This window comes from Ruegeria sp. AP7, from assembly GCF_056539905.1.
In genome coordinates this window covers 22,534-46,141 of sequence record NZ_JBQFVT010000014.1, presented here as the reverse complement: position 1 = coordinate 46,141, position 23,608 = coordinate 22,534, and the positions used below count along the sequence as shown (strand labels likewise).

Annotated in this window: 19 protein-coding genes; 9 read left to right on the top strand and 10 right to left on the bottom strand. The window is 57.5% G+C overall.

The window, feature by feature from the left end:
- The first annotated feature begins 140 nt into the window (after positions 1–140).
- The 3 genes from ACR0KN_RS19150 (at position 141) to ACR0KN_RS19140 (ending at position 3,919) form a co-directional block, all read left to right on the top strand.
- Positions 141–1,847: a peptide ABC transporter substrate-binding protein gene (locus ACR0KN_RS19150; RefSeq protein WP_010442802.1), complete on the top strand. Its 1,707-nt coding sequence runs from the start codon at positions 141–143 to the stop codon at positions 1,845–1,847.
- Between the two features lie 91 nt (positions 1,848–1,938).
- A complete protein-coding gene (locus ACR0KN_RS19145) occupies positions 1,939–2,946 on the top strand; it encodes an ABC transporter permease (protein WP_010442803.1) in 1,008 nt (335 codons plus the stop codon).
- A complete protein-coding gene (locus ACR0KN_RS19140) occupies positions 2,939–3,919 on the top strand; it encodes an ABC transporter permease (protein WP_170775653.1) in 981 nt (326 codons plus the stop codon). Before ACR0KN_RS19145 ends, ACR0KN_RS19140 begins: the two co-directional genes overlap by 8 nt.
- Positions 3,920–3,925: 6 nt before the next feature.
- On the opposite strand, the gene ACR0KN_RS19135 is transcribed toward ACR0KN_RS19140, so the two are convergent.
- The 6 genes from ACR0KN_RS19135 to ACR0KN_RS19110 form a co-directional block, all read right to left on the bottom strand.
- Positions 3,926–5,062 (bottom strand): MFS transporter, encoded by a 1,137-nt coding sequence (locus ACR0KN_RS19135; RefSeq protein ID WP_480655794.1) that lies wholly within the window; start codon positions 5,060–5,062, stop codon positions 3,926–3,928.
- Positions 5,063–5,131: 69 nt separating this feature from the next.
- A complete protein-coding gene (locus ACR0KN_RS19130) occupies positions 5,132–6,409 on the bottom strand; it encodes a DUF3422 domain-containing protein (RefSeq protein ID WP_170476601.1) in 1,278 nt (425 codons plus the stop codon).
- A gap of 106 nt (positions 6,410–6,515) precedes the next feature.
- Positions 6,516–6,872: a VOC family protein gene (locus tag ACR0KN_RS19125; RefSeq protein ID WP_170476603.1), complete on the bottom strand. Its 357-nt coding sequence runs from the start codon at positions 6,870–6,872 to the stop codon at positions 6,516–6,518.
- A 160-nt stretch (positions 6,873–7,032) separates the two neighbouring features.
- On the bottom strand, positions 7,033–8,487 hold the full coding sequence (locus ACR0KN_RS19120) for an NAD(P)(+) transhydrogenase (Re/Si-specific) subunit beta (protein WP_170476605.1): 1,455 nt from the start codon (positions 8,485–8,487) through the stop codon (positions 7,033–7,035).
- Between the two features lie 13 nt (positions 8,488–8,500).
- Positions 8,501–10,072 carry a Re/Si-specific NAD(P)(+) transhydrogenase subunit alpha gene (locus tag ACR0KN_RS19115; protein WP_170476607.1) on the bottom strand — a complete coding sequence of 524 codons (1,572 nt, stop codon included), beginning with the start codon at positions 10,070–10,072 and terminating at the stop codon, positions 8,501–8,503.
- 132 nt (positions 10,073–10,204) lie between these two features.
- Positions 10,205–10,654 (bottom strand): methyltransferase family protein, encoded by a 450-nt coding sequence (locus tag ACR0KN_RS19110; protein WP_480655791.1) that lies wholly within the window; start codon positions 10,652–10,654, stop codon positions 10,205–10,207.
- A gap of 218 nt (positions 10,655–10,872) precedes the next feature.
- Between ACR0KN_RS19110 and kynU the strand changes: the two genes are divergently transcribed.
- Entirely contained in the window at positions 10,873–12,066 is a 1,194-nt protein-coding gene (gene kynU, locus ACR0KN_RS19105; protein WP_480655789.1) for a kynureninase, read from the top strand.
- Here kynU and ACR0KN_RS19100 read toward each other — a convergent pair.
- Positions 12,059–12,637: a TetR/AcrR family transcriptional regulator gene (locus tag ACR0KN_RS19100; protein ID WP_170775644.1), complete on the bottom strand. Its 579-nt coding sequence runs from the start codon at positions 12,635–12,637 to the stop codon at positions 12,059–12,061. The two genes, kynU and ACR0KN_RS19100, sit on opposite strands and share 8 nt — an antisense overlap.
- Positions 12,638–12,736: 99 nt before the next feature.
- Here ACR0KN_RS19100 and ACR0KN_RS19095 point away from each other — a divergent pair, with 99 nt between their 5' ends.
- Together ACR0KN_RS19095 and ACR0KN_RS19090 are read left to right on the top strand one after the other, a co-directional pair.
- Positions 12,737–13,201: a (2Fe-2S)-binding protein gene (locus tag ACR0KN_RS19095; protein WP_170585975.1), complete on the top strand. Its 465-nt coding sequence runs from the start codon at positions 12,737–12,739 to the stop codon at positions 13,199–13,201.
- A 3-nt stretch (positions 13,202–13,204) separates the two neighbouring features.
- Positions 13,205–15,445, top strand: a complete 2,241-nt coding sequence (locus ACR0KN_RS19090; RefSeq protein ID WP_480655786.1) for a xanthine dehydrogenase family protein molybdopterin-binding subunit — start codon at positions 13,205–13,207, stop codon at positions 15,443–15,445.
- Between the two features lie 39 nt (positions 15,446–15,484).
- Here ACR0KN_RS19090 and ACR0KN_RS19085 read toward each other — a convergent pair whose 3' ends face one another.
- From ACR0KN_RS19085 to ACR0KN_RS19075, 3 genes are all read right to left on the bottom strand, one after another.
- Positions 15,485–16,264: a gamma-glutamyl-gamma-aminobutyrate hydrolase family protein gene (locus ACR0KN_RS19085; protein WP_029622151.1), complete on the bottom strand. Its 780-nt coding sequence runs from the start codon at positions 16,262–16,264 to the stop codon at positions 15,485–15,487.
- A gap of 135 nt (positions 16,265–16,399) precedes the next feature.
- On the bottom strand, positions 16,400–16,825 hold the full coding sequence (locus ACR0KN_RS19080) for a GlcG/HbpS family heme-binding protein (protein ID WP_010442816.1): 426 nt from the start codon (positions 16,823–16,825) through the stop codon (positions 16,400–16,402).
- A gap of 81 nt (positions 16,826–16,906) precedes the next feature.
- Positions 16,907–19,042, bottom strand: a complete 2,136-nt coding sequence (locus ACR0KN_RS19075) for a malate synthase G (protein WP_480655783.1) — start codon at positions 19,040–19,042, stop codon at positions 16,907–16,909.
- A 205-nt stretch (positions 19,043–19,247) separates the two neighbouring features.
- Here ACR0KN_RS19075 and pepN point away from each other — a divergent pair, with 205 nt between their 5' ends.
- The 3 genes from pepN to ACR0KN_RS19060 all read left to right on the top strand — a co-directional run bounded on the left by pepN (position 19,248) and on the right by ACR0KN_RS19060 (position 23,605).
- Positions 19,248–21,800 (top strand): aminopeptidase N, encoded by a 2,553-nt coding sequence (gene pepN, locus ACR0KN_RS19070; RefSeq protein ID WP_480655781.1) that lies wholly within the window; start codon positions 19,248–19,250, stop codon positions 21,798–21,800.
- A 38-nt stretch (positions 21,801–21,838) separates the two neighbouring features.
- Positions 21,839–22,225, top strand: a complete 387-nt coding sequence (locus ACR0KN_RS19065; protein WP_480655779.1) for a hypothetical protein — start codon at positions 21,839–21,841, stop codon at positions 22,223–22,225.
- A gap of 126 nt (positions 22,226–22,351) precedes the next feature.
- The gene (locus tag ACR0KN_RS19060; protein ID WP_480655777.1) at positions 22,352–23,605 is read left to right on the top strand and encodes a hypothetical protein; all 1,254 of its coding nucleotides are present in this window, start codon (positions 22,352–22,354) and stop codon (positions 23,603–23,605) included.
- The last annotated feature ends 3 nt before the right edge of the window (positions 23,606–23,608 follow it).

Sequence of the window (23,608 nt, the reverse complement as noted above, 5' to 3'; positions counted from 1 at the left end):
TGGGGAGAGGACGGAAAACACGTGGGCGAAACTACCGTTTTCGTTTGATTCCATGTTCTTACCCCCTTTCACGGCAACGCCAAATCCGCGGGCATCGCGGAGATAATCGAGACACGTATGTGTCCAACATGGAGTGTATGATGAAAATCAAAACCCTTTTGCTTGGTGCGATTGCAAGCACGGCAATGGCCCCGATGGCCATGGCCGAGCGTGGATCGGACGGCAATGTCAGCATCATTTACTGGCAAGCACCGTCGATCCTTAACCCGTTTTTGTCGGGTGGCACCAAGGATGTGGAATCAGCTTCGTTGGTGATTGAGCCCCTGGCCCGGTACAATCAAGACGGTGAGATGGTTCCGTTCCTGGCATCCGAGATCCCAACGGTTGCAAATGGTGGCGTCAGCGAAGACCTGACCTCAATCACTTGGAAAATCGCGCCGGGAATCACTTGGTCTGACGGCACACCGTTCACCTCAGCTGACGTTGTGTTTACCGCAAATTATTGCATGGACCCAGAAGGCGGTTGTGCGCAGGTGACCAAATTTGAAGGCGTCACCAACGTTGAGGCTGTCGACGATCTGACTGTCAAAGTCACATTCGATGCGCCGACTCCGTTCCCCTATGGCCCGTTCGTGGGTGGCGAAAGCCCGATCATCCAGGCGGCCCAGTTCGCGGATTGCATGGGGGCCAAAGCACCCGAATGCACCGAGCAGAACTTTAACCCGATCGGCACCGGCCCATTTGTTGTCACCGAATTCAAGCCCAATGACGTGATCACCTTCAAGGCTAACGACAACTATCGCGACCCGGCAAAACCAGCCTTTGCAACCGTGACCTTCAAAGGCGGCGGCGACGCGACAGCAGCTGGCCGTGCGGTGATGGAAACCGGCGAGTTTGACTATGCCTGGAACCTGCAGCTGGCACCTGAAGTCATTGCGCAAATGCAGGAAGGCGGCAAAGGTACTCCGGTAGCAGGCTTTGGTCCGCTGGTTGAACGCATCATGCTGAACCAGACCAACCCGTCGCCAGATCTGCCGGAAGGCGAGCGTTCAACTGCAACGCACCCGCATCCGTTCCTGCAGGACCCGGCCGTATATAAGGCGATGTCGCTGGCCATCGACCGGCCACTGCTGGTTGAAATCGGATACGGTCAGGCCGGTAAGGTCACCTGTAACTGGGTTCCCGCGCCTGCGGCGGTGAATTCCGACACCTTCAGCTGCGACACGCAGGACATAGAAGGCGCGAAAAAGCTGCTGGATGATGCGGGCATCGTCGATTCCGATGGCGATGGCGTTCGTGAAAAAGACGGCGTGCCACTGAAAGTGGTCTATCAGACCTCGACCAACGCCGTCCGTCAGGACTTCCAGGCGCTGATCAAAGAGTGGTGGAGCCAGATCGGCATCGAAACCGAGCTGCGCAATATCAACGCATCTGTCTTCTTCGGCGGTGATCCGGGCTCGCCCGATACCTTCCAGAAGTTCTACGCGGACGTTGAGATGTATGCGAACACCTTCAATGGCACCGATCCGCAGTCCTATCTGGGCAACGGCCTGTGCGATAAGGCACCCAAGCCGGAAAGCCAGTGGCAGGGTGAAAACATCAGCCGTTTCTGCAACGCGGACTATGACAAGCTGCACGCACAGCTGGCCGAAACCGCTGGTGCGGATGAGCGCGCGCAGATCGCGCGTCAGTTGAATGACATCATGGTCGAAAACGGCGGTATGATCCCGCTGGTTCACCGCGGTCGTCTGTCGGCGCACGCAAACACTCTGGGTGGTGTTGTCCTGAATGTTTGGGACAGCGAGCTGTGGAACATTGCGGACTGGTACCGCAAGACAGGTTCCTAAGCGTTAGCCTTGCAAAACCGCGCCCCGAACTTCGGGGCGCGGTCATTTGCAGACCACTCCAACAAGAAGACGCATATAAAGGCGCCTCTTAATGCTTAACTTTACCATTCGACGACTGGTGCTGGCGGTTCCGACGCTTCTGTTCATCAGCCTCGTCATCTTCCTGCTCCTCGAACTCGCACCTGGCGACCCGATGGCGCAGGTCCCGCTCACCGTTCCCCCTGAAGTCAAAGAGAAGATGCGTGAGGCGCTTGGCCTTGGTCAGCCGATGCATATCCGGTTCTGGAAATGGATCGTGCAATTCTTCTGGATTGAACCGCAGGTGCTAATCGATGCGATGTTTGGCACGACCTTTTCCGAAGGTGATCTGCGTGTGATTTCGTGGCAGACTCGTTCACCCGTCATGGACATCGTCGTTCAGCGTATCCCGCAGACCCTGTGGGTTGTTGGCACCGCCTATGTGGTCGCCATTCTGATCGCCCTGCCCATCGGCATCTATTCCGCGTACCGCCAGTATTCCTGGTTCGACCAGATGGGCACATTCGTGTCGATGGTCGGCTTCTCGGTCCCGCCCTTCTTCTCGGGCGTGCTGGTAATCGTGATCTTCTCGGTTCAGCTCGGCTGGTTTCCGTCGATTTACGATACCACCCTGGTGGTGAACAGTTGGGACAGTTTCATGTTGCAGCTGAAACAGATGATCATGCCGGTCATGGTTCTGGCGTTGCAGATCACTGCGCAGTTGAGCCGCTTCATGCGCGCTTCGATGCTGGACAATCTCAATCAGGATTACGTCCGTACCGCGCGTGCCAAGGGCCTCAGCGAGTACACCGTGGTCATGGTCCATGTCCTGCGCAACTCCATGATCCCCGTGGTCACCGTGATTGCACTGGGTATACCGGCCATCTTCGGCGGCGCCATCATCACCGAGCAGGTGTTCAAGGTGAACGGTATCGGCCAATTGCTGATCGGGGCCATCCAGGCCAATGATCTGCCGATGGTGCAGACGCTAACCTTCATCTTTGCGGTGCTGATCGTGCTGTTCAACCTGATCGCCGATGTGCTCTACGGCATTCTGGACCCGAGGATTCGCTATGACTGATCATGATCGTACCGATACGCTGGTCCCGGACGAAGGACTTGCGCCCGCCTCGACCGCTCTGCCAACCACTGACGTTATGGAAGAGCTGACTACGCCACCCCGCAGCCAATGGCGCGATGTCTGGGACCAGTTCAAAACCCACAAAGGCGCGATGATCGGAGCGATACTGTTCATCTTCATCGTCGCTGGGGTTTATCTGGGCCCATTTCTTTGGAGCATTGATCCGACGCAAATCGACATTCGCGCGCGGAACCAAGGCCCCAGTTGGGCACATCCCTTCGGGACCGACCAATTGGGCCGCGATATTCTGGCGCGGATGATGTCGGGCGGGCAGACCTCGGTTTCAGTGGGCATCACCGCGATGCTGCTGGCGCTGTTCCTTGGATCGTTGATTGGGGTTGTTGCCGGATTCTTCAAACGCCTTGATGGGCCTCTGATGCGCCTGACCGATTTGTTCCTGGCCCTGCCTCTGTTGCCCTTGTTGCTGGTGATGATGCTGCTGTTCCGCGAGCCTTTGTCCGCTGCATTCGGGCTGGAACGCGGAATTTTCATCCTGATCGTCTGTGCCATCGGTATCACCTCATGGATGCCCACCGCCCGGATCGTGCGCGGCGATGTGTTGGCAATCAAGGAACGTGAGTTCGTTCTGGCTGCACGGTCCATCGGCACCAGCAACACGCAGATCATCACGCGGCATATCCTGCCGAACGTGTTGTCTCCAATCATGGTGTCTGCAACCTTGGGTATCGCGACGGCGATCATCACAGAAAGCGCTCTGTCCTTCCTCGGCCTCGGCTTCCCGCCGGACTTCCCGACATGGGGTCGCCTGCTTTTCGACGGCGTCGACTATTTGCAGCAATACCCCGAGCGCGTGTTCTGGCCCGGACTTGCAATCTCGCTGACCGTGTTGAGCGTGAACTATCTGGGCGACGGACTACGCGACGCGCTCGATCCGCGTATTCGCGGACGCTAAGCAACTTCAGTCGGCGCGCTTCAGCGCGCCGGCTAGCACAATGATCAGGACGGCCAGCGGCAACAGAACCGCAAACGCCAATCTCAAGGTCATCAATTCCGCCAAGAACCCGATCAGGGGCGGCCCGATCAACAACCCTCCGTACCCCAAAGTCGCAACACTGGCGATCGCCTGCCCCGGTGGGACACGCGGATCATTTGCGGCACGACTAAACGCCAAAGGCATGATCACAGCATAGCCGAGCCCCATCACGGCAAACCCTGCCAGAGCGAGCCCTGCCTCACTGGCTGTTACCACGGTATACACACCCAGTGCAGCGCAGATGCCGCCAAAACGTGCCGTCGCCACGGGTCCAAATCGGGAAATTACAAAACCGCCTGCCAATCTAAACAGCACCATTGTTACCGAGAAAACAGCATAGCCTAGCGCTGCAATGCTCTCAGCGGCGCCTGTCACGTCACGCAGGAAGATCGCACTCCAATCTGCCACCGCGCCCTCACCCAAAGCTCCACAGAGTGCCGTAAATCCAACCAGCACCAAAGCACCGGAAGGCAATGCAAAAACCGATCCTTTCTTGGCATCCGACCGGCGAGACTTCCATTGCACCCAGGACAAAGCCAATGCCAGTCCCACAACGATGCTGCCTGCCAGCAGGAAATGCTGAATCACGCTCAGCCCCATTTGAACCGCAGTATAGCCGCTGAGAGCCCCTAGCCCTGCGCCGAGGCTCCACATTGCATGGAACGATGACATGACTGGTTTGTCATAAGCCTGCTCAACTTCGGCGGCCCAAGCGTTCATGGCTACGTCCATCGAACCGTGAAATGCACCAAATACGAACAGGAACGCGGCCAGCGCCCAGAACCCATTCGCAAACGCCAGCAGGATCAGCGAGGCAGTATAAAGAACCGCGATGATCCGCGTGATCGCCACAGCCCCAAACCGATCCGTCAGTTTCCCGGTGATAGGAAAAGAACAAACCGCACCTGCTGCCATAAACAGTAGGCCATACCCTAGTGCCTCGTGGCTTAGTTCCAGCCGGTCGCGTACCGCTGGGATGCGCGAAGCCCAAATGCCAAACAACGCACCATTCAGGATGAACATGGCGGCGACTGCGCGCCATGCGGCCAATATACCGATCACGGATTACCCTCGAGAATTTTGCCAAATTATGACGGTTCTACAGGTCCTTCGGCATTTGGCAAATACCGTCTATTCCAACCGCTTGCGAATCTGACGTATGGCAAGCCAAACTCCCAGTACGACCGGGACTGTCACCGCTGCTGTCAGCATCCCCTTGCTGATCCCGATCTTCGTCAGTGGATACAGAAAATAGCTAACAAGCGAAACCGCATAATAGCTGATCGCCACCACTGAAAGCCCTTCGACGGTGTGCTGCAACCGCAACGCCAGATCGGCGCGTCGGTCCATGCTTTCCAGCAAGGCCTGGTTCTGCGCGCTACGCTCAACATCCACCCGGGTCCGCAACAGCTCACCCGCCCGAATGGCGCGGTCGGATAAGGCTTGCAGGCGACGTTCGGTGGCTTTCACAGTTCGGATCGCAGGGTCATACCTGCGCATCATGAAGTCAGCAAAGTTCTGACGACCCTGAAACCGTTCCTCGCGCAGAACCGTTATCCTCTGGTTGACGATCGCCTCATAGGCTCCGGTCGCCCCAAAACGGAACGAACTGCGCGCGGAAATAGTTTCCAACTCGGTCGAGGTTGACAGCAATTGCAACAACAGATCGTCGGGGGCTGCGGATTCATCGGTCATCTGGACCATCAGATCAGACAGTTTCTTATCAAGTTCACCGATGCGCGGCATCAGGTCTTTGACGCGGGCGAAGCCAAGCATGGACATCGCTTTATAGGTTTCGATTTCGCAAAGACGCTGGAGAATTCGACCTGTTCTGCGTTGACCAGCAAATTTCGAAACAAACAGCGCAAACCGCATGTGACCGGCCGGGTCGATACGAAAATCGCTGGCGCAAATCGCCGAGTCATCCAGAACGCTAGCCACAGCCAGGCTTTCAGGCTCGAACCAGTCCGACAGTGCTTGCGTGACCAGGGCATCCTCTGACCGCTCGACCACACGCATCATGATCGAGGTGATCCGCCGCCCCGGGCTAGCCATCAGCCAATCGGGCGGGAACACTTCGAAATCCGCGGGATTAAAAGCCCGATCACTGACATTCTGCGCAATGGCCGTGTATGTCACAAACTCGGTATGCTGTTCCCATTTCAGCCAATGGCGCCCGATTTGACCAGCATAATGCGTCGCGCCTGGCTGCGGGTGCTGCGCACCGTGGCGATTCAGCAAGTCGATCAGATGCGCCATATCCAGATTGCGATCCCGGGCCGCTGCGGCATCCGTTTTCTTGATCGCCAGAAATACCACGGTGCAGGGTGCTGAAGCCACCGGAAAGGGTCGCGCATGCAGTTCATTGGCCAGCGCATAGCGCAGCGGATGGTCATCTATCGGAGTCATGGATCATTCCCCAAGGCTTCCGGCACTATACGCAGCTCACGGAATACATCAATTATCTTTTTATTTCATATAGTTACGAGGATACAATGGTATACAACCCGCTATGTCATTGATTTGGCTGCCAGAGCTCGATGGGGTTCCCCTCGGGATCGTGAATACGTGCAAATTTGCCAACCTCGCTATCCCAATCAGGATGCGTTTCAACTGTAATTCCGGCAGTCTCTAGCTGTGCAATCATGGCATCCAAATCATCGACACGAAAATTGATCATCCATTGCTGATCAGCCCTGCCGAAATAGTCGGTATCCTGCGCAAACGGCGCAAACACGGTATAGCCTTCACGCTGTTTCCAGGGGATGGGGTTGTAGTGATTAACTCCCAGATGCTCCTCATACCACGCACTCAGAGCCTCCGGATCTTTAGCGCGAAAAAACACGCCCCCTATGCCATTCACTTTCTGCATCTGAATCCTCCCAACAATCGCCCAACGTCACCGTGATACCATATCCGCTTGCTTCATCTGGCCCCAAATACTCCAGGGGGTCCAAGGGGGCAAAGCCCCCTCAATCAAAAAAGAAAAGGGCGCCCCAAGGCGCCCTTTGCAATTTGGTCATGTCCCGTGATCAATCGATCATTGGCAACAGCTTGTCCAAGGACGCCTTTGCATCGCCATAGAACATGCGGGTGTTTTCCTTGAAGAACAGCGGGTTTTCGATTCCAGAATATCCGGTACCCTGACCGCGTTTCGACACGAACACCTGTTTCGCCTTCCAGCATTCCAGAACCGGCATCCCGGCGATCGGGCTGTTGGGGTCCTCCTGCGCCGCAGGGTTCACGATGTCGTTCGAGCCGATGACGATGGCGACATCCGTGTCAGGGAAGTCATCATTGATTTCGTCCATCTCCAGAACGATATCATACGGCACCTTTGCCTCGGCCAGCAGAACGTTCATATGGCCGGGCAGACGACCCGCAACTGGGTGGATCGCAAAGCGCACGTTCTTGCCTTTGGCACGCAGCTTACGGACCAGTTCACTGACCGATTGCTGCGCCTGTGCCACGGCCATGCCGTAACCGGGAATGATAACGATGCTATCGGCGTCGTTCAGAGCCGCAGCCACGCCGTCAGCTTCAATCGCTACCTGCTCGCCTTCAACAGCCATCTGTTCACCCTGCGGGCCGCCAAAGCCGCCCAAGATCACGCTCACAAAGTGACGGTTCATCGCCTTGCACATGATGTAAGACAGGATCGCACCAGACGAGCCCACTAGCGCACCAACCACAATCAGCAGGTCGTTGCCCAGCGAGAAACCAATGGCCGCCGCTGCCCAGCCCGAATACGAGTTCAGCATCGACACAACCACCGGCATGTCGGCACCACCGATGCCCATGATCAGGTGATAGCCGATAAACAGCGCCGCCAGCGTCATCAGGAACAACGGGAAGAAGCCACCGGTCGAGGTGTACCACACCAGGCAGATCAGCGAGAGACCCGCAGCCGCCGCGTTCAGCGCGTGACCGCCGGGTAGCTTGGTCGCAGCCGAAGTCACCTTCCCGGCCAGCTTGCCATAGGCCACGACTGAGCCAGTAAAGGTGATCGCACCGATAAAGATGCCCAAGAACAGTTCTACGTGCAGGATCGCCAGCTCGGCCGATGTTTTCTTAGCAATCAGCTTGGCAAAGGCGCCCAGATTGGACAGGTCCGCTTCTTTCGCGCTGTCAGCAATAGCCATGACTTGCGCCACGTTGCCAATCTCAAAATGCGCATTGAAACCCACGAACACAGCCGCCAGACCGACCAGCGAGTGCATCGCGGCCACAAGCTGCGGCATCTCGGTCATCTGGACGCGCTGCGCCACGTATTGACCGATCAGACCGCCGCCGACGATCAGCAGCAGCGACAGCAACCACAGGCCGGAACCCGGGCCAACCAGCGTGGCAAAGACCGCCAGCGCCATACCGACGATGCCGTACCAAACCGCGCGCTTAGCGCTTTCTTGGTTCGACAGACCGCCGAGGGAAAGGATGAACAGAACAGCCGCAACAACGTAGGCGGCAGTAGTGAAGCCAAATTCCATTTGCCCGGCCTCCTTAAGATTTCTGGAACATGGCGAGCATGCGCCGGGTTACGAGGAAGCCGCCGAAGATGTTGATCCCGGCCATGAAGACGCTAAGCGCTGCCAGCAGAATGACAAGGAAAGATCCCGATCCGATCTGCATTAAAGCCCCAACGATAATGATCGACGAGATCGCGTTGGTGATCGCCATCAGCGGAGTGTGCAAACTGTGCGAGACATTCCAGATCACTTGGAAGCCCACGAAGATCGCCAACACAAAGACGATAAAATGCTGCATGAAGCTGGCCGGAGCAACCAACCCGACCAGCAGCATCAGCGCACCACCGACTCCAAGCAGAGTGAACTGCTGCTTGGTTTGCGCCTTGAAGGCCGCGATTTCCTGCGCTTTTTTCTCTTCAGGGGTCAGCTCTTTGACTTCAGGCTTTTTCTGCGCCGCAATCGCCTGCACCTTGGGCGGTGGCGGCGGGAAGGTGATCTCACCCTCATGGGTCACGGTCGCGCCGCGGATCACGTCATCTTCCATGTCGTGATTGACTTTGCCGTCCTTCTCGGGCGTCAGGTCGGTCATCATGTGTCGGATGTTGGTCGCATACAGCGAAGAAGACTGCGCTGCCATCCGGCTGGGGAAGTCAGTATAGCCGATGATGGTCACGCCGTTGTCGGTCACGATCTTCTCATCCGGCACGGTGAGCTTACAGTTGCCGCCCTTTTCTGCAGCCAAATCAACGATGACCGAACCCGGCTTCATCGCCTCGACCATGTCCTTGGTCCAAAGCTCGGGTGCTTCGCGGTTTGGGATCAGCGCAGTGGTTATGACGATATCCATTTCCGGAGCAAGCTCGCGGAACTTGGCCAGTTGTGCCTCGCGGAATTCTTCAGACTGGACCGAGGCGTAACCACCGGTCGCCGCTCCGTCTTGCTGTTCTTCCTCGAAGTCCAGATAGACGAACTCGGCCCCCATGGATTCGACCTGCTCGGCCACTTCCGGGCGCACATCAAACGCATAGGTGATCGCACCTAACGAAGTCGACGTCCCGATCGCCGCCAGCCCCGCCACGCCAGCGCCTACGATCAGCACCTTGGCAGGCGGAACTTTACCGGCCGCCGTCACCTGACCGGTAAAGAATCGGCCAAAGTTGTTGCCCGCCTCGATCACCGCGCGGTAACCGGCGATATTGGCCATCGAAGACAGCGCGTCCATCTTCTGCGCGCGCGAAATACGCGGCACCATCTCCATCGCGATGACAGTCGCGCCCTTGGACTTTGCGGCCTCCATTCCCTCTTCGTTGCCGGCAGGGTTGAAGAAAGAAATCAGGGTCTTGTCCTTGTTCAGCCGCTTCAGCTCGGTGGCATCAGGCTGACGAACCTTGGCAATGATATCTGCCGCCTTCCAAAGCGAGGCTGCGGTCTTCATGACCTCAACGCCAGCAGCTTCATAAGCGGCATCCGAAAACCCCGCAGCAGCGCCCGCGCCTTTTTCGATCAGGCATTCAAAACCCAGTTTCTGCAACTGCACGGCCGAGTCCGGAGTCATCGCGACCCGGTTCTCGCCCTTATACGTTTCCTTTGGCGTCCCAATTTTCACCAGTCGGTTCCCCCTAATTTTAGATTCAGGCCAGGTGGGTGTTCAGCATAGAATGACAAGCAGACATGTATCCTGCGCAAGATTATTTCGCAAGCGCAGCAATTGTAGTGCTGTGTCATGATGACCACACCCTTAAATCCATCGCCGTGTTTTGCGTTCGTAGCGCGCGAAATCGGCGCGGAATGTGCGGCGCAACCGGTCTTCCTCGGGAATGATAAAACGGCGCTCTAAAAGCCAGACAAAGATCGGAAGCAACACCAACGACAACACCGCGTCGAAGCGAAAGATCAATCCCGCCAATATCAGCACATCGCCCAAATAAATCGGGTTGCGGCTGCGTCTATAGATACCTGATTGAACCATCGTTGACGGCGTTTCATGCGGAAGAACAGTGGTGCGGTGACGGCGGAATTCGACCACAGCCATGATCGCAAGAATAATGCCGCCTCCGACAAGAATGCCGCTGAGCAAATCCGTCACCGCCCCGTTCAAAGACAGCCCCATCGGCAGCACGCGCGCTTGCACCCAAGCCAACGCGGCAAAACCCACAAGCCAAACAGGTGGAAGATCGATCCAGCGCATGGCCTTCCCCAAAGCGGTGACACACACCCACGCATGTCGTTTCTGGGCGCTGTGTTATCGCTTTCTGACTTTGAAGGCAAAAGCAAAGGTTGTCGCATCCTGAAAAGTAGGCGCACGTTCAAGCCAGCAAGGCACGAGGTGCCAAGAATGGACAGGTTGGTTCAGATCAGATAGGCCAAAGTCAAACATCCGAACCAAAGCTGTAGAAAAGAAAATCCATGACCGATTTCGCCACAACCAAATCCATGTTCAATCTACCCGAAGGCGTGTTGTATCTGGACGGCAACTCCCTGGGTCCTTTGCCGAAATCAGCGGCGAACCGCGTCGAGAGCATGTTGAAGGATGAGTGGGGGCAAATGCTCATCACCGGGTGGAACAAGGCCGGATGGATGGGTATGCCGACCGGACTGGGCGACAGGATCGGACGGCTGATCGGTGCTGAGCCTGGCAGCGTTGTGGTGGGCGATACTCTGTCGATCAAGGTGTATCAGGCGGTTGCCTCAGCGCTAGAACTGAACCCTACTCGCAGAGTAGTCCTGTCTGACAACGGCAACTTCCCGTCTGACTTATACATGGCCGACGGTCTGCTGCGGTCACTGGGGCCCGGCTATGAATTGCGCGTGGTCGACCCTCAGGATGTTGCCAAGCATATCACCGAAGAGGTCGCGGTTCTGATGCTGACCGAAGTTGACTATCGCTCGGGTCGTATGCATGACATGAAAGCACTGACCGAACTCGCCCATGCCAATGGCGTCGTGACGGTCTGGGATCTGGCACACTCTGCGGGGGCCGTCCCGGTTGATCTGTCCGGCTGCAATGCGGATTTCGCTGTTGGCTGCACGTACAAATATCTCAACGGTGGCCCGGGTGCGCCCGCCTTTATCTATGTGGCCCCACGCTTGTCTGGACAAGTGCGCCCGGCGCTTTCGGGCTGGTTGGGGCATGAAGCCCCCTTTGCTTTCGATCTCGACTATCGCCCCGGTGCCGGGATCGAGCGGATGCGGGTCGGCACCCCACCGGTCATCCAGATGGCCGCCTTGTCGGCGGCGATGGATATCTGGGATATGGCCGAAATGGCCGATGTGCGTGCCAAATCCATCGAATTGACCGAGTTGTTCATCGCTCGCGTCGAAGCCACCTGCCCCGACTTATCCCTGGCGAGCCCCCGTGATCCTGCCCAGCGCGGCAGTCAGGTCTCGTTTCATTTTGATGAAGGTTACGCTGCCATGCAGGCCTTGATCGCGCGTGGCGTGATCGGTGATTTTCGAGCGCCCGATATCATGCGTTTCGGCTTCACGCCGTTGTATATCGATGAAAGTGATGTGGAACAGGCCGCCCAAATTCTTGCCGACATCATCACCAACAAATTGTGGGACAAGCCGGAATACAAAATCCGTCAGCGCGTTACCTGATCTCAAGTGCCGCGCCCAACAGCGTGGCCAATTGCGAAATGCCCTGCTCGAATTCTTCAGCGCTGGAGGCCGTCATTTTGATGCCCTTCAGCGATGTTGTTATCGTTTTTGCGGCCTCATCCGGACCAACCGGCAAATGCGCACGACCAGCAGAGTTTTCACGACGCAACCAATCCGCGTAAAGACGAGTTAGTTTAGCCTCACCCTCCTGAACGATGTCGGCCGACATGGACTTTGTTGCATCGAGCATTTCAAGCCCATGTGGCGATGCCAAAATCTCGGCCATCCCTTGGGATTGTGCTTGGACGGCGCCTGCAAGAATTTCCGGCAAAGAGCCTTCACCGGCCAATGCCTCAGCCACCAGTATGACTTTTTCGTCGTAGTAATACTGAGTCAGCTCGCGGACGATGGCCTCTTTATTTTTGTAATGCAGATATACTGCGGGCCGCGACATCCCTGCCCCTTTGGCGATGTCATCCATGGACGTCTTGCGAAACCCATAAGCTGCGAAGGCTCGAAAAGCCGAACTCAGAATGGCCGCAGTCTTGGATTCTTCATTTGCACTCGTCATGAGAGAACCTCTGACATTTCTTCTATATTTTGTCAATTGACAAGCTGACACTTTCCATTAAATATGTCAGAGACCAGCCAAAGCTAAGAGAGGTGTGCCATGGCGACGGCCCTAAAGATCAACGGAAAGACCCATCAGGTTGATCTGCCTGATGATGTGCCCTTGCTGTGGGTGCTGCGAGATGAGGTTGGACTGACCGGCACTAAGTTCGGTTGCGGCGTGGCCGCCTGCGGTGCCTGCACAGTTCATATTGATGGTGAGGCCGTGCGGTCCTGCCAGGTGGCGCTTTCGGATGTTTGGGGAGATGTCACCACGATCGAAGGGCTTGGAACGCCTGACGCCATGGCAACGATCCAAAAGGCCTGGGTTGATCACCAAGTGGCGCAATGCGGCTATTGCCAGTCGGGTCAGATCATGCAGGCCGCAGCTTTGCTGGCCGAGAACCCAGCGCCAACTGACGCTGATATCGACGACGCTATGCAGGGCAACCTGTGCCGCTGCGGCACCTATCCCCGCATCCGCGCCGCCATCCACGACGCCGCATCCAAGCTGAAGGAGGCCTGATCCATGGCAAGCATCGGAAAAATCCTGCGCCGCACCTTCCTGATCGGATCAGCCGCCATTGTCGGTGGCGTGGCCTTTGGCGCCTATTATGTCACTCGTCCTGCCGCGAATCCGCTGAAGCCGCGTGAAGGTGAAACCGCGCTCAGCCCCTTTGTTCTGATCGACCAGCAGGGCGTGACCCTGTTCGCGCCGCGTGCTGAGATGGGTCAGGGCGTGATGACCACCTGGGCGGCGCTGATCGCCGAAGAATTGGATGTCGAACTGGACGATATCCGCGTGCTGCACGGTCCCGCTGCTGCGGCCTATTACAACCACGCCCTTATGGGCGAAAGCCTGCCAAACAAAGGTTATGACGTCTCGGATTTCCAGCACAATCTGGGTGAGGCACTGGGTGTTTTGGGCCGAACACTCAGCCTGCAGGTCACCGGTGGCTCGACATCGATGAAAGACGGATTCGAACGGATGCGGATGGCTGGAGCCACCGCGCGCGAGACGTTGAAACAGGCCGCAGCGGACCAGCTGGGCGTTGATCGCGACCAGCTCAAGACCGAAAATGGCGCTGTGATCGCGCCAGACGACACCCGCATACCCTATACCAAATTAGCAGAAGCCGCAGGCCTGATTGAACTACCTGTGGTCTCCCTGCGCGACCCGTCCGAGTGGCGTTTGATCGGCAAGGCCCTCCCGCGCGTTGATATTCCGGGAAAGTCCACTGGCACCGCAACCTTTGGTATCGACGTACGGCCTGAGGGGTTGAAATTCGCCTCGGTCCGCATGAACCCCAAACTGGGCGGCACCATGAACGGCTTTGACGCCAGCGCGGCCGAAACCATGCCCGGGGTCGAAAAAATCGTTGATCTGGGCACAGGTGTTGCAGTGATAGCCAACAATACATGGCTTGCCATTCAGGCGGTCGAGGCGATCGACGTAGATTGGGGCGATGCCCCCTATCCTCCCGAAACCGATGCATTGTTTGAACAGATCGCCAAAGCGTTTGATGACGCTCCGAACTCGACCATGCGCGATGATGGAGATGTAGATGTTCTGCCCGAAGGGGCCACCGAAATCACGGCGGACTACACTGTTCCTTATCTGGCCCACGCCACGATGGAGCCGATGAACGCCACCGCGCTTTATACCGGCAGCAAGTTGGACCTGTGGTGCGGCAATCAGGCCCCGACGCTGATCCAGATGCGGGTGGCCAACACCGCCGGGCTTGAGACCGAGGCAGTTGAGATTCACACCACTTATCTGGGTGGAGGCTTCGGCCGCCGGGGCGAGCTGGATTTCGGCGAGATCGCAACAAAAATCGCCATGGCGATGCCCGGCACCCCGGTTCAGACCACCTGGAGCCGTGAAGAGGATATGCGCCACGATTACTACCGTCCAGGTGCCATGGCCCGAATGCGTGGTGCGGTGAAGGACGGCAAAGCCGTTCTGATCGACGGCAAGGTCGCCTCCCAATCCCCAACCCAGCAAGCCGTGAAGCGATATACCGGCTTTTCCGGCGGGGGACCCGACAAAGTCCTTGTCGAAGGTTTCTTCAACCAACCTTACGCCGTTCCGAATTATCGCATGAGCGGCCACATCGCTGATCTGGCCGTACCGGTTGGTTTCTGGCGCTCGGTCGGCAACAGCCACAATGGTTTCTTTCACGAGACCTTTTTGGACGAGATGGCCCATGCCGCCGGGCGTGATCCGCTGGACTTTCGGATTGAACTGACCAAGACCGAATTCGCCCCAGCTGCGGGATGTCTTGGAGCCGTCAAGGAGATGTCAGGTTGGACCGGCAAGACCCCAAATGGTGTCGGACGTGGCGTGGCGATGACTTACAGCTTTGGGACCCCGGTCGCGCAGGTGATCGAGGTGGTGGACGAGGATGGAACCATCCGCATCCGCAAGGCCTGGATCGCCTGCGATGTCGGCCTCGCGCTCGATCCGGCAACAGTTGAGGCGCAGATGATTGGCGGCATGATCTATGGCCTTTCGGCCGCGACCACAGGCGAGATCACCTTCTCGGATGGTGAAGTCGAACAACTGAACTTCCCGGACTATGACGGGCTTCGGATGCACAGCACTCCGGTAACAGAAGTCCGGGTACTCGAAACCCAGAAACATCTGGGTGGTGTCGGTGAGCCGGGTACTCCTCCCTCGATGCCCGCTTTGGGGAACGCGTTGTTTGATCTGACGGGAGAGCGCGCGCGCAGCCTGCCGCTGAACAAACAGTTCAACTTAATGGTCTAAGAACGATTTGGTCCGGCGCCGCGTCGGGCCAATTCACCTTCAGGCCGTGCGCTGGAAACGGGCCGCCTCATTCCCTTCGGCCCAAGCGTGAACAGCGCGTCCGAACGCCTGGAACAGCGGCCGCGAGACCGGGTCATTCGCCGCATCCCACTCTGGATGCCACTGGACCGACAGGGTAAATCCGGGCGCGTCCTTGACATAAATCGCCTCGGGCGTTCCATCAGGGGCGTGGCCGTCAATCACCACATTCTCGCCCAATGTTTTGATCCCCTGCCCGTGAAGTGTGTTGGTCATCACTTCAGCCGCACCCAACAAGCGGTGGAAAACTCCACCTTCGGTCATCTTCACGACGTGCCGCAGGGCAAACTTTTCCTCCAACGTGCCATCGGGTGGCATGCGGTGGTTCTGGCGCCCAGGAAGATCGCGAATTTCAGGATAAAGCGTGCCACCCAAGGCGACGTTCACTTCCTGAAATCCTCGGCAGATCCCAAAAAACGGCTGCCCCCGCTCGGCACAAGCCCGGACCAGAGGCAGCGTGATCGCATCCCGTGCGCGGTCGAACTCACCATGCGCTTCGGTTGCGGGCTCGCCATATTCCTCAGGATGAACATTGGGGCGCCCGCCTGTCAGCAAAAACCCGTCGCAAACCTCTAGCAATTCGTCGACCGATACATAGCGCGGATCAGCAGGTATCAGCAAAGGCAGACAATCCGATACGTTGGACACCGCATCAGAATTCATCGTCCCGCCCGCATGCGTCGGGTACTGATCATTCATCAAGTAAGAGTTGCCGATAATTCCAACAACGGGGCGCGCCATTCCAAGTCCTTTGTTTCGCAGGTATTCTGCAAAACCTATCGGCAGCCCGAGCCGCGCGCAACGACACAGACCCTGCATGGCAGCGCAAGCGCGTGTTCAGCCGCGCACATCCCCTGTAAAATCGATCCGAGGGTTTTAGATCTCGCCCACGAGCCCGGCACCCTCAATGCCAACTAGCGCGGCTTGGGCGTCATTGTCGGACGTGTCGCCAGTGACGCCCACGGCACCAATCACTGCACCCTTACGGTCACGCACCAGAACTCCGCCTGGGACTGGTACAACCTGACCGCCGTAAACCCCGTTCACCGCCGCCATGAAATAGGCCTGCCCTTCGGCGCGCTGCATCTGCGCAGTACCCGCCATGCCCAGCATCACCGATCCGTATGCTTTGCCATGCGCAATTGCAAACCGCCCCGGCGCGGCACCGTCTTCGCGTTCAAAAGCGATCACGTGACCGCCCGCATCCAGAACCACAACCGAGAGGGGCTTCAGCTCCATCTCACGCCCTTTTTCCAGCGCTTTTCGAATGATGGTCCGCGCTTTGCGCAATGAAATAACCATGCCCGATCCCTTTCATCTGGCCCAAAATATCCTCGGGGGAGCACGAGGGGGCAGACAGCCCCCTCGTTCCCGCCCCTACCCTTAGCGCAAGCTTGCCTTCAGTTCTAACCGGCGCGCGTGCAGCACCGGTTCAGTATATCCTGAGGGCTGCACTCGCCCACGGAATACCAGATCACACGCCGCCTGAAAGGCGATCCCGTCAAAACCCGGCGCCATCGGCTTATAGGACGGATCATCCGCATTCTGCCGATCCACTACAGCAGCCATTTTCTGCAGCGCTGCCATCAGCTGCTCCTGACTGATCAGATCATGATGCAACCAGTTCGCCAACGCCTGAGACGAAATCCGGCAGGTCGCGCGGTCTTCCATCAGACCAATGTCGTTGATATCCGGCACTTTCGAGCAGCCGACGCCTTGATCGACCCAGCGCACAACATAACCCAATATACCCTGAGCATTGTTCTCGATCTCACGGGTAATCTCCTCAGCGCTGAGATTGCGACCACCCAACAGTGGCACCGTCAACAGATCATCCAGCGTCCCCCGAGTAGCGCCAGCGGCTAACTCGTCCTGACGCGCCAGCACATCGACCTTGTGGTAATGCGTTGCGTGCAAGGTTGCGGCAGTGGGCGAAGGCACCCAGGCGCAGGTTGCGCCCGCTTGAGGGTGACCGATCTTGGCCGCCAGCATATCCTCCATTCGATCCGGCATTGCCCACATGCCTTTTCCGATCTGTGCCTTACCCTTTAGGCCACAGGCTAATCCGATATCGACGTTGCGATCCTCGTAGGACGCAATCCAAGGCGTCTCCTTGATCTCGCCCTTGGGCAGCATCGGACCCGCCTCCATCGAGGTGTGAATTTCATCCCCTGTGCGATCAAGAAAGCCAGTATTGATAAATGCCACGCGTGACTTCGCGGCGCGGATGCATTCCTTGAGGTTGGCCGAGGTGCGACGTTCCTCATCCATGATGCCCAGTTTTACGGTGTTCCGTGGCAGGCCCAGAATGTCCTCGACCATGTCAAAAATCTCGACCGCGAACGCGACCTCTTCGGGGCCGTGCATCTTGGGTTTGACCACATAGACCGAGCCGGTGACAGAGTTGCCGCCCTCACGCTTCAGATCATGCATGGCGATCAGTGTAGTGCAGAGCGCATCCATCAAACCTTCACCAATCTCACGACCTTCGGCATCCAGCACGGCGGGGTTGGTCATCAGGTGGCCAACGTTACGCACCAGCATCAGCGAGCGCCCTTTCAACGTGGCCGACGCGCCATCGGGTGCTGAATAGACTAGATCCCCCGCAAGTTTGCGGGTGAGCGTAGCACCGCCTTTTGTGACCTCCTCGGTCAAGTCGCCAGCCATCAGGCCCAGCCAGTTTCCGTAGGCCAGCACCTTGTCGGTCGCGTCGACACAGGCGACTGAGTCCTCACAATCCATGATCGTTGAAAGCGCGGATTCAAGACGCACATCAGAAATACCCGCCAGATCAGTTGCGCCAATTGCGCTTAGCGCATCAACCTTGATCTGGATGTGCAGACCGTTGTTGCGGAGCAGGACAAATTCCGGGTTCTCGGCTGCGCCACCGTAGCCTGCGAACTGAGACGCATCGGCCAGGGTCGGCATCAGCGCTCCGTTCTGAACACTCAGCCCTGACACATCCGACCAGGAACCGTCGGCCAACGGTACGGCCTGATCCAAAAAGGCCTTGGCCCAGCTGACGACCCGAGCGCCCCGCTCGGTGTCATAGTCCTTGCCAGTCGGCAGATCACCCATCGCATCGGTGCCATAAAGCGCATCATACAGACTGCCCCAACGGGCATTCGCCGCGTTCAGCGCAAAGCGTGCATTGGTGATCGGCACAACCAACTGCGGGCCTGGTGTCAGAGCGATTTCGGGGTCAACATTGGTGGTTTCGATTTCGAAATCCTCGCCTTCATCAACCAGATACCCAATCTCACGCAGAAAAGACTGGTACTCGCCAGCATTGATGGGCAGGCCGCGCCGCGCCGCATGCCAACCGTCGATACGCCCCTGAATGTCGGCACGCTTTTCCAACAGCGCGCGGTTCCTCGGTCCCAGCTCATTCACCAAACGCTCCAGACCCGACCAGAACTGATCAGCCGTGACCTTTGTGCCCGGCAGTGCCTTCTGTTCGATGAAGTCCACCAGAACCGGGTCGATCTGCAGTCCGCTGCGGATCTCTCTGCTGCTCATGTTCCGAATCCCCTACGATTGTGTGCCATTGTATGCGCCCATCAATTAGGTGGTTTGTTTCCGATAGGCAACTTGTGCCCATAGGTTCAGTTTTTTTGACCAAACACGAAACTGTTTCAAATCTATCTGGACAATTGCCCACTGGTTGCAGCGCCAGCGCGAAGCCCCTAACGTCACGCCAGATTCCCAGATGATGAGGCCCCCGATGCGCGACGCCGCCCCCACCACGATCTATCTGAAAGACTACACCCCGTTTGGTTACCTGGCGGATAGCGTGCATCTGACTTTTGATCTGGCCCCCAATGCCACGCGCGTGACCTCTCGGATAAGATTCCGTCCGAATCCCGAAGCCACGGACCGCACATTCTTTCTGCACGGGGAAGAACTGAACTTGATCCGAGCTGCGATTGATGGCGACGTGATCACGCCCGAGATCACCGCAGAAGGCCTCACCGCTATGGTGCCTGACGCGCCTTTCATCTGGGAGGCCGTGGTCGAGATTGATCCCGCTCACAACACCGCGCTTGAAGGTCTCTACATGTCGAATGGCATGTACTGCACCCAATGCGAGGCCGAAGGCTTTCGCAAGATCACCTATTACCCTGACCGCCCGGATGTGATGTCCACCTTTACGGTGCGCATCAACGGAGACCTGCCGGTGCTGCTGTCCAACGGCAACCCCTCGGACAAAGGAGAAGGCTGGGCGGAATGGGTCGATCCGTGGCCCAAACCCGCCTATCTGTTCGCGCTCGTCGCCGGGGAGCTGATTGCCCACCCTGGCCAGTTCACCACCAAATCCGGTCGCGACGTTGAATTGAACCTCTGGGTTCGTCCCGGAGATGAAGGCAAATGCGCCTTTGGCATGGAAGCGTTGAAGAAATCCATGAAATGGGACGAGGATGTCTATGGCCGCGAATACGATTTGGACGTGTTCAACATCGTGGCGGTCGACGATTTCAACATGGGCGCGATGGAGAATAAAGGGCTGAACATCTTCAACTCCTCCGCCGTTCTGGCAAGCCCAGAAACCTCGACCGATGTGAATTTCGAACGGATCGAGGCGATTATCGCGCATGAGTATTTCCACAACTGGACCGGCAACCGCATCACCTGCCGTGACTGGTTCCAGCTGTGTCTGAAAGAGGGGCTGACGGTGTTCCGCGACGCGCAGTTCACCTCGGACATGCGCTCGGCCCCGGTAAAACGTATTCACGACGCCATCGACCTGCGCGCGCGACAGTTCCCCGAGGACAACGGGCCTTTGTCGCACCCGGTGCGGCCCGAGAGTTTTCAGGAAATCAACAACTTCTACACCTCAACCGTATATGAGAAAGGCGCTGAGGTAATCGGTATGCTGAAATGTCTGGTGGGTGACGAGGCCTACTCAGAGGCGCTGGACCTCTATTTCGACCGCCATGACGGACAGGCCTGCACGATCGAGGACTGGCTACAAGTGTTCGAAGACACCACTGGTCGCGATCTAAGCCAGTTCAAGCGCTGGTACAGTCAATCGGGAACGCCAAGGGTCTCGGTCGCTGAAGATTGGGCCGATGGCACCTACACCCTGACCCTCAGCCAACGCACCGAACCGACGCCGGGACAGGAGGACAAGCAGCCTCAGGTCATTCCTGTCGCCGTGGGTCTGCTCGGCCCGAACGGCGATGAGGTACGCGTAACCGAAGTGTTGGAACTGACCGAAGCCGAACAGACCTTTAAGTTCACCGGTCTCGCCGCGAAACCTGTGCCTTCGATCTTGCGGGGCTTCTCGGCTCCGGTGATCCTGGAACACGATTCAACGAATGCAGAACGCGCATTCCTACTTGCCCATGACACCGACCCGTTCAACCGCTGGCAAGCGGGAAGGTCGCTGGCCGAAGACACCCTTCTGCGCATGATCACCGAGGAAGCAACACCAGAGGCCGACTACCTCGACGGTTTGTTGTCAGTCCTTCGCGATGAAACGCTGGACCCTGCTTACCGGGCGCTCATGTTGGGTCTGCCAACGCAATCAGAACTGGCTGCGGCGCTGCATGAAAAGGGGATCACCCCCAATCCGATGGCGATCTGGAGGGCAGTTGAAACCTTGCGTCAAGCCACGGCGCAACATGTACAAGACCTGCTGCCCCGGCTTCACAGTGAAACGCTGGTGGATGCGCCCTACCAACCGGACGCCGAACAATCTGGAAAGCGCGCCTTGGGCAGCGCAGCGCTGGCTCTGACTTCGCGGCTAGATGGAGGTATCAAGGCGGCCGAGGAGTATTCGCGCGCCAACAACATGACCCAGCAACTCACCTCTTTGTCCTGTCTGTTACGCGCGGGTAAAGGTGAGGCTGAATTGGCCGCATTCTATGATCAATGGCGACATGATCGGTTGGTGATGGACAAATGGTTCGCCCTGCAGGTTTCGATGGCTGGTCCAGAAACTACGGTCGAAACCGCGAGCAAACTGACTGAGCACCCGGATTTCAATTGGAAAAACCCCAACCGCTTTCGAGCGTTGATGGGATCTCTGGTCGGAAACCATGCGGGGTTCCATCAGACCGATGGCGCAGGTTATGCATTGCTGGCAGACTGGTTGATCCGACTCGACCCGGTGAACCCGCAAACCACCGCCCGGATGTGCAGCGCGTTCCAGACCTGGAAACGCTATGACGCGGACCGTCAGGCCCTGATCCAAAAACAACTGAACCGCATCGCCGAAACTCCAAGCCTGTCTCGCGACTCAACCGAAATGGTCTCGCGCATCCTGGGCGCATGACCGCTTTCACATTCACACGACAGAACCGAAATCCGCGCATGGTTTTGATTCTAATCGGCATCTATGCGGTTCTGACCGGGCTGATCGTCCTGTTCGATGCGGTCTGGTGGCTGATAGGCCTGCTGGCCCTGACCACTCTGCCCTCGCTTTGGGATGTTCTCCACGATACCAGCGCGGGCATGGAACTGTCCGATGGCATCTTGCGCTGGCATACAGGTCAGCGTCGGGGCACGCTGGACCTTTCTACAGTAGATCGTTTTCGGTTCGACACGCGATGGGACTTTTCGGTGCGGGTCTCTGCGATACTGAAATCCGAAAAACGACTGCGTCTGCCAGATGAATCACTTCCTCCGCACAAACAGCTTGAAGAGGTTCTGCAACAGGCGGGAATCGCCGTTGAACGTCATCATTTTAGAGTATTTTGAAACGATTCATCGAATCTGAACACGATTGGTGCCTGAAATACCGCTTTGAGGTAGTGTCTCTTTGAATTGAGCACAATTTTTGGCAAACTGAACGCGTTACTAGTTTGTTCAAGTTCGAGTTCTGCCATGTTTTGGTCTATCAAGCCTTTTGCCGACCGTTTTTTCGGTTCCTCCCCTTCAACGCCCCTGCCTGCGTCAGTCGCTGATGCCACCGCCTGGCTTGTCGCATCGGGCCAATTGAATGTCCCTATCGTCGAAACGGACGAACAGGATGCAAACGGACATCAGGTGATTGAACGCGGTCGCTATCTGGCGCGGCAGGATATGTGGGCCGAACTTTCGCAAGAGATGCGCGCTGCGGATCAGGCACGCAAATCCACGCCCTGCGGACAGCCCATAGCAGACCTGTTGGCCTTTGGCGCCCGTTCAGATGTCGTGCTGGCTGTCGAGCACGCGCTGTCAGATGGCAAGGCGATGTCAGACTACGATCTGCTGGGTGGAATTTTCGAGCTGGAAGGCGAGATCCAAAACCATCCCAACGATCCGATGATCACGCTGGTCGTTGCACTGGCCCATATTGATCTTGCCTGGGCATGGCGCGGCGATGCGCATCCAGAGGCGCTGCCTTCATTGCATCAATCTCGCTGTGCGGCGCATTTCGACCGTGCGGCAGCATTGCTGCCACTTTGCCGTTCTGCAATGCCAGACAGCCCTGCGATTGCCGCAGCTGATTGCGCTTTGCTGGCAGGCCACGTCGATCCGCGCACCCGTGTGGCAGATAAGTATGAACAATTGATCACTCTAGACATTCAGAACCATCGCCATATGCGCACGATGGGCAGTCACCTGCTGCCGCGCTGGTTCGGGAGCTATGAAGAGCTTGAAGTTCAAGCATTGCGCAACGCGGCGCGGACCCAGAAAACATGGGGCGCAGGCGGATACACTTGGGTCCAGTTCGACGCCATCGCATTGGATGACGAGGCCTGCGCACGGGTGGATGTGGAGTATTTCCTTGAGGGTCTGCGGGATATCGTAGCGCGTCGCCCGGATCAGCAAACTATCAACTTACTCGCGGCCTATTGCGCGATCACCCAGCAGAACCGAATGGGTCAAAACCCTCAGGCGGATATCGCCCGCAAACAGATTTGTGAGGCTGCCAATTGGCTGATCCGCGACCACCTGACCGAACTGCACCCTCTGATTTGGGCCCATGCAGCAAACGGTTTCAACAATAGCCTTCGCGTCAACTCATCCGAGCGATTTGCTGCACGCGGTCGCCGCGATGCGTTAAAGGCCATCGCCAACCTGTTACGCGAAGAACTGCGCAGCGGGCAAAGTGTGACGTTCACTCCGTCAGGGCTGCAGTTCTCGGGGAACTAAACC

Coding starts and splice junctions, on each gene's coding strand:
- ACR0KN_RS19145 (WP_010442803.1), top strand. CDS start 1,939: ATGCTTAACTTTACCATTCGACGACTGGTGCTGGCGGTTCCGACGCTT.
- kynU (WP_480655789.1), top strand. CDS start 10,873: ATGACCGATTTCGCCACAACCAAATCCATGTTCAATCTACCCGAAGGC.
- ACR0KN_RS19065 (WP_480655779.1), top strand. CDS start 21,839: ATGGTTTTGATTCTAATCGGCATCTATGCGGTTCTGACCGGGCTGATC.
- ACR0KN_RS19085 (WP_029622151.1), bottom strand. CDS start 16,264: ATGGCGCGCCCCGTTGTTGGAATTATCGGCAACTCTTACTTGATGAAT.
- ACR0KN_RS19080 (WP_010442816.1), bottom strand. CDS start 16,825: ATGGTTATTTCATTGCGCAAAGCGCGGACCATCATTCGAAAAGCGCTG.
- ACR0KN_RS19095 (WP_170585975.1), top strand. CDS start 12,737: ATGGCGACGGCCCTAAAGATCAACGGAAAGACCCATCAGGTTGATCTG.
- ACR0KN_RS19110 (WP_480655791.1), bottom strand. CDS start 10,654: ATGCGCTGGATCGATCTTCCACCTGTTTGGCTTGTGGGTTTTGCCGCG.
- ACR0KN_RS19090 (WP_480655786.1), top strand. CDS start 13,205: ATGGCAAGCATCGGAAAAATCCTGCGCCGCACCTTCCTGATCGGATCA.
- pepN (WP_480655781.1), top strand. CDS start 19,248: ATGCGCGACGCCGCCCCCACCACGATCTATCTGAAAGACTACACCCCG.
- ACR0KN_RS19150 (WP_010442802.1), top strand. CDS start 141: ATGAAAATCAAAACCCTTTTGCTTGGTGCGATTGCAAGCACGGCAATG.
- ACR0KN_RS19075 (WP_480655783.1), bottom strand. CDS start 19,042: ATGAGCAGCAGAGAGATCCGCAGCGGACTGCAGATCGACCCGGTTCTG.
- ACR0KN_RS19120 (WP_170476605.1), bottom strand. CDS start 8,487: ATGGAATTTGGCTTCACTACTGCCGCCTACGTTGTTGCGGCTGTTCTG.
- ACR0KN_RS19060 (WP_480655777.1), top strand. CDS start 22,352: ATGTTTTGGTCTATCAAGCCTTTTGCCGACCGTTTTTTCGGTTCCTCC.
- ACR0KN_RS19130 (WP_170476601.1), bottom strand. CDS start 6,409: ATGACTCCGATAGATGACCATCCGCTGCGCTATGCGCTGGCCAATGAA.
- ACR0KN_RS19100 (WP_170775644.1), bottom strand. CDS start 12,637: ATGACGAGTGCAAATGAAGAATCCAAGACTGCGGCCATTCTGAGTTCG.
- ACR0KN_RS19140 (WP_170775653.1), top strand. CDS start 2,939: ATGACTGATCATGATCGTACCGATACGCTGGTCCCGGACGAAGGACTT.
- ACR0KN_RS19125 (WP_170476603.1), bottom strand. CDS start 6,872: ATGCAGAAAGTGAATGGCATAGGGGGCGTGTTTTTTCGCGCTAAAGAT.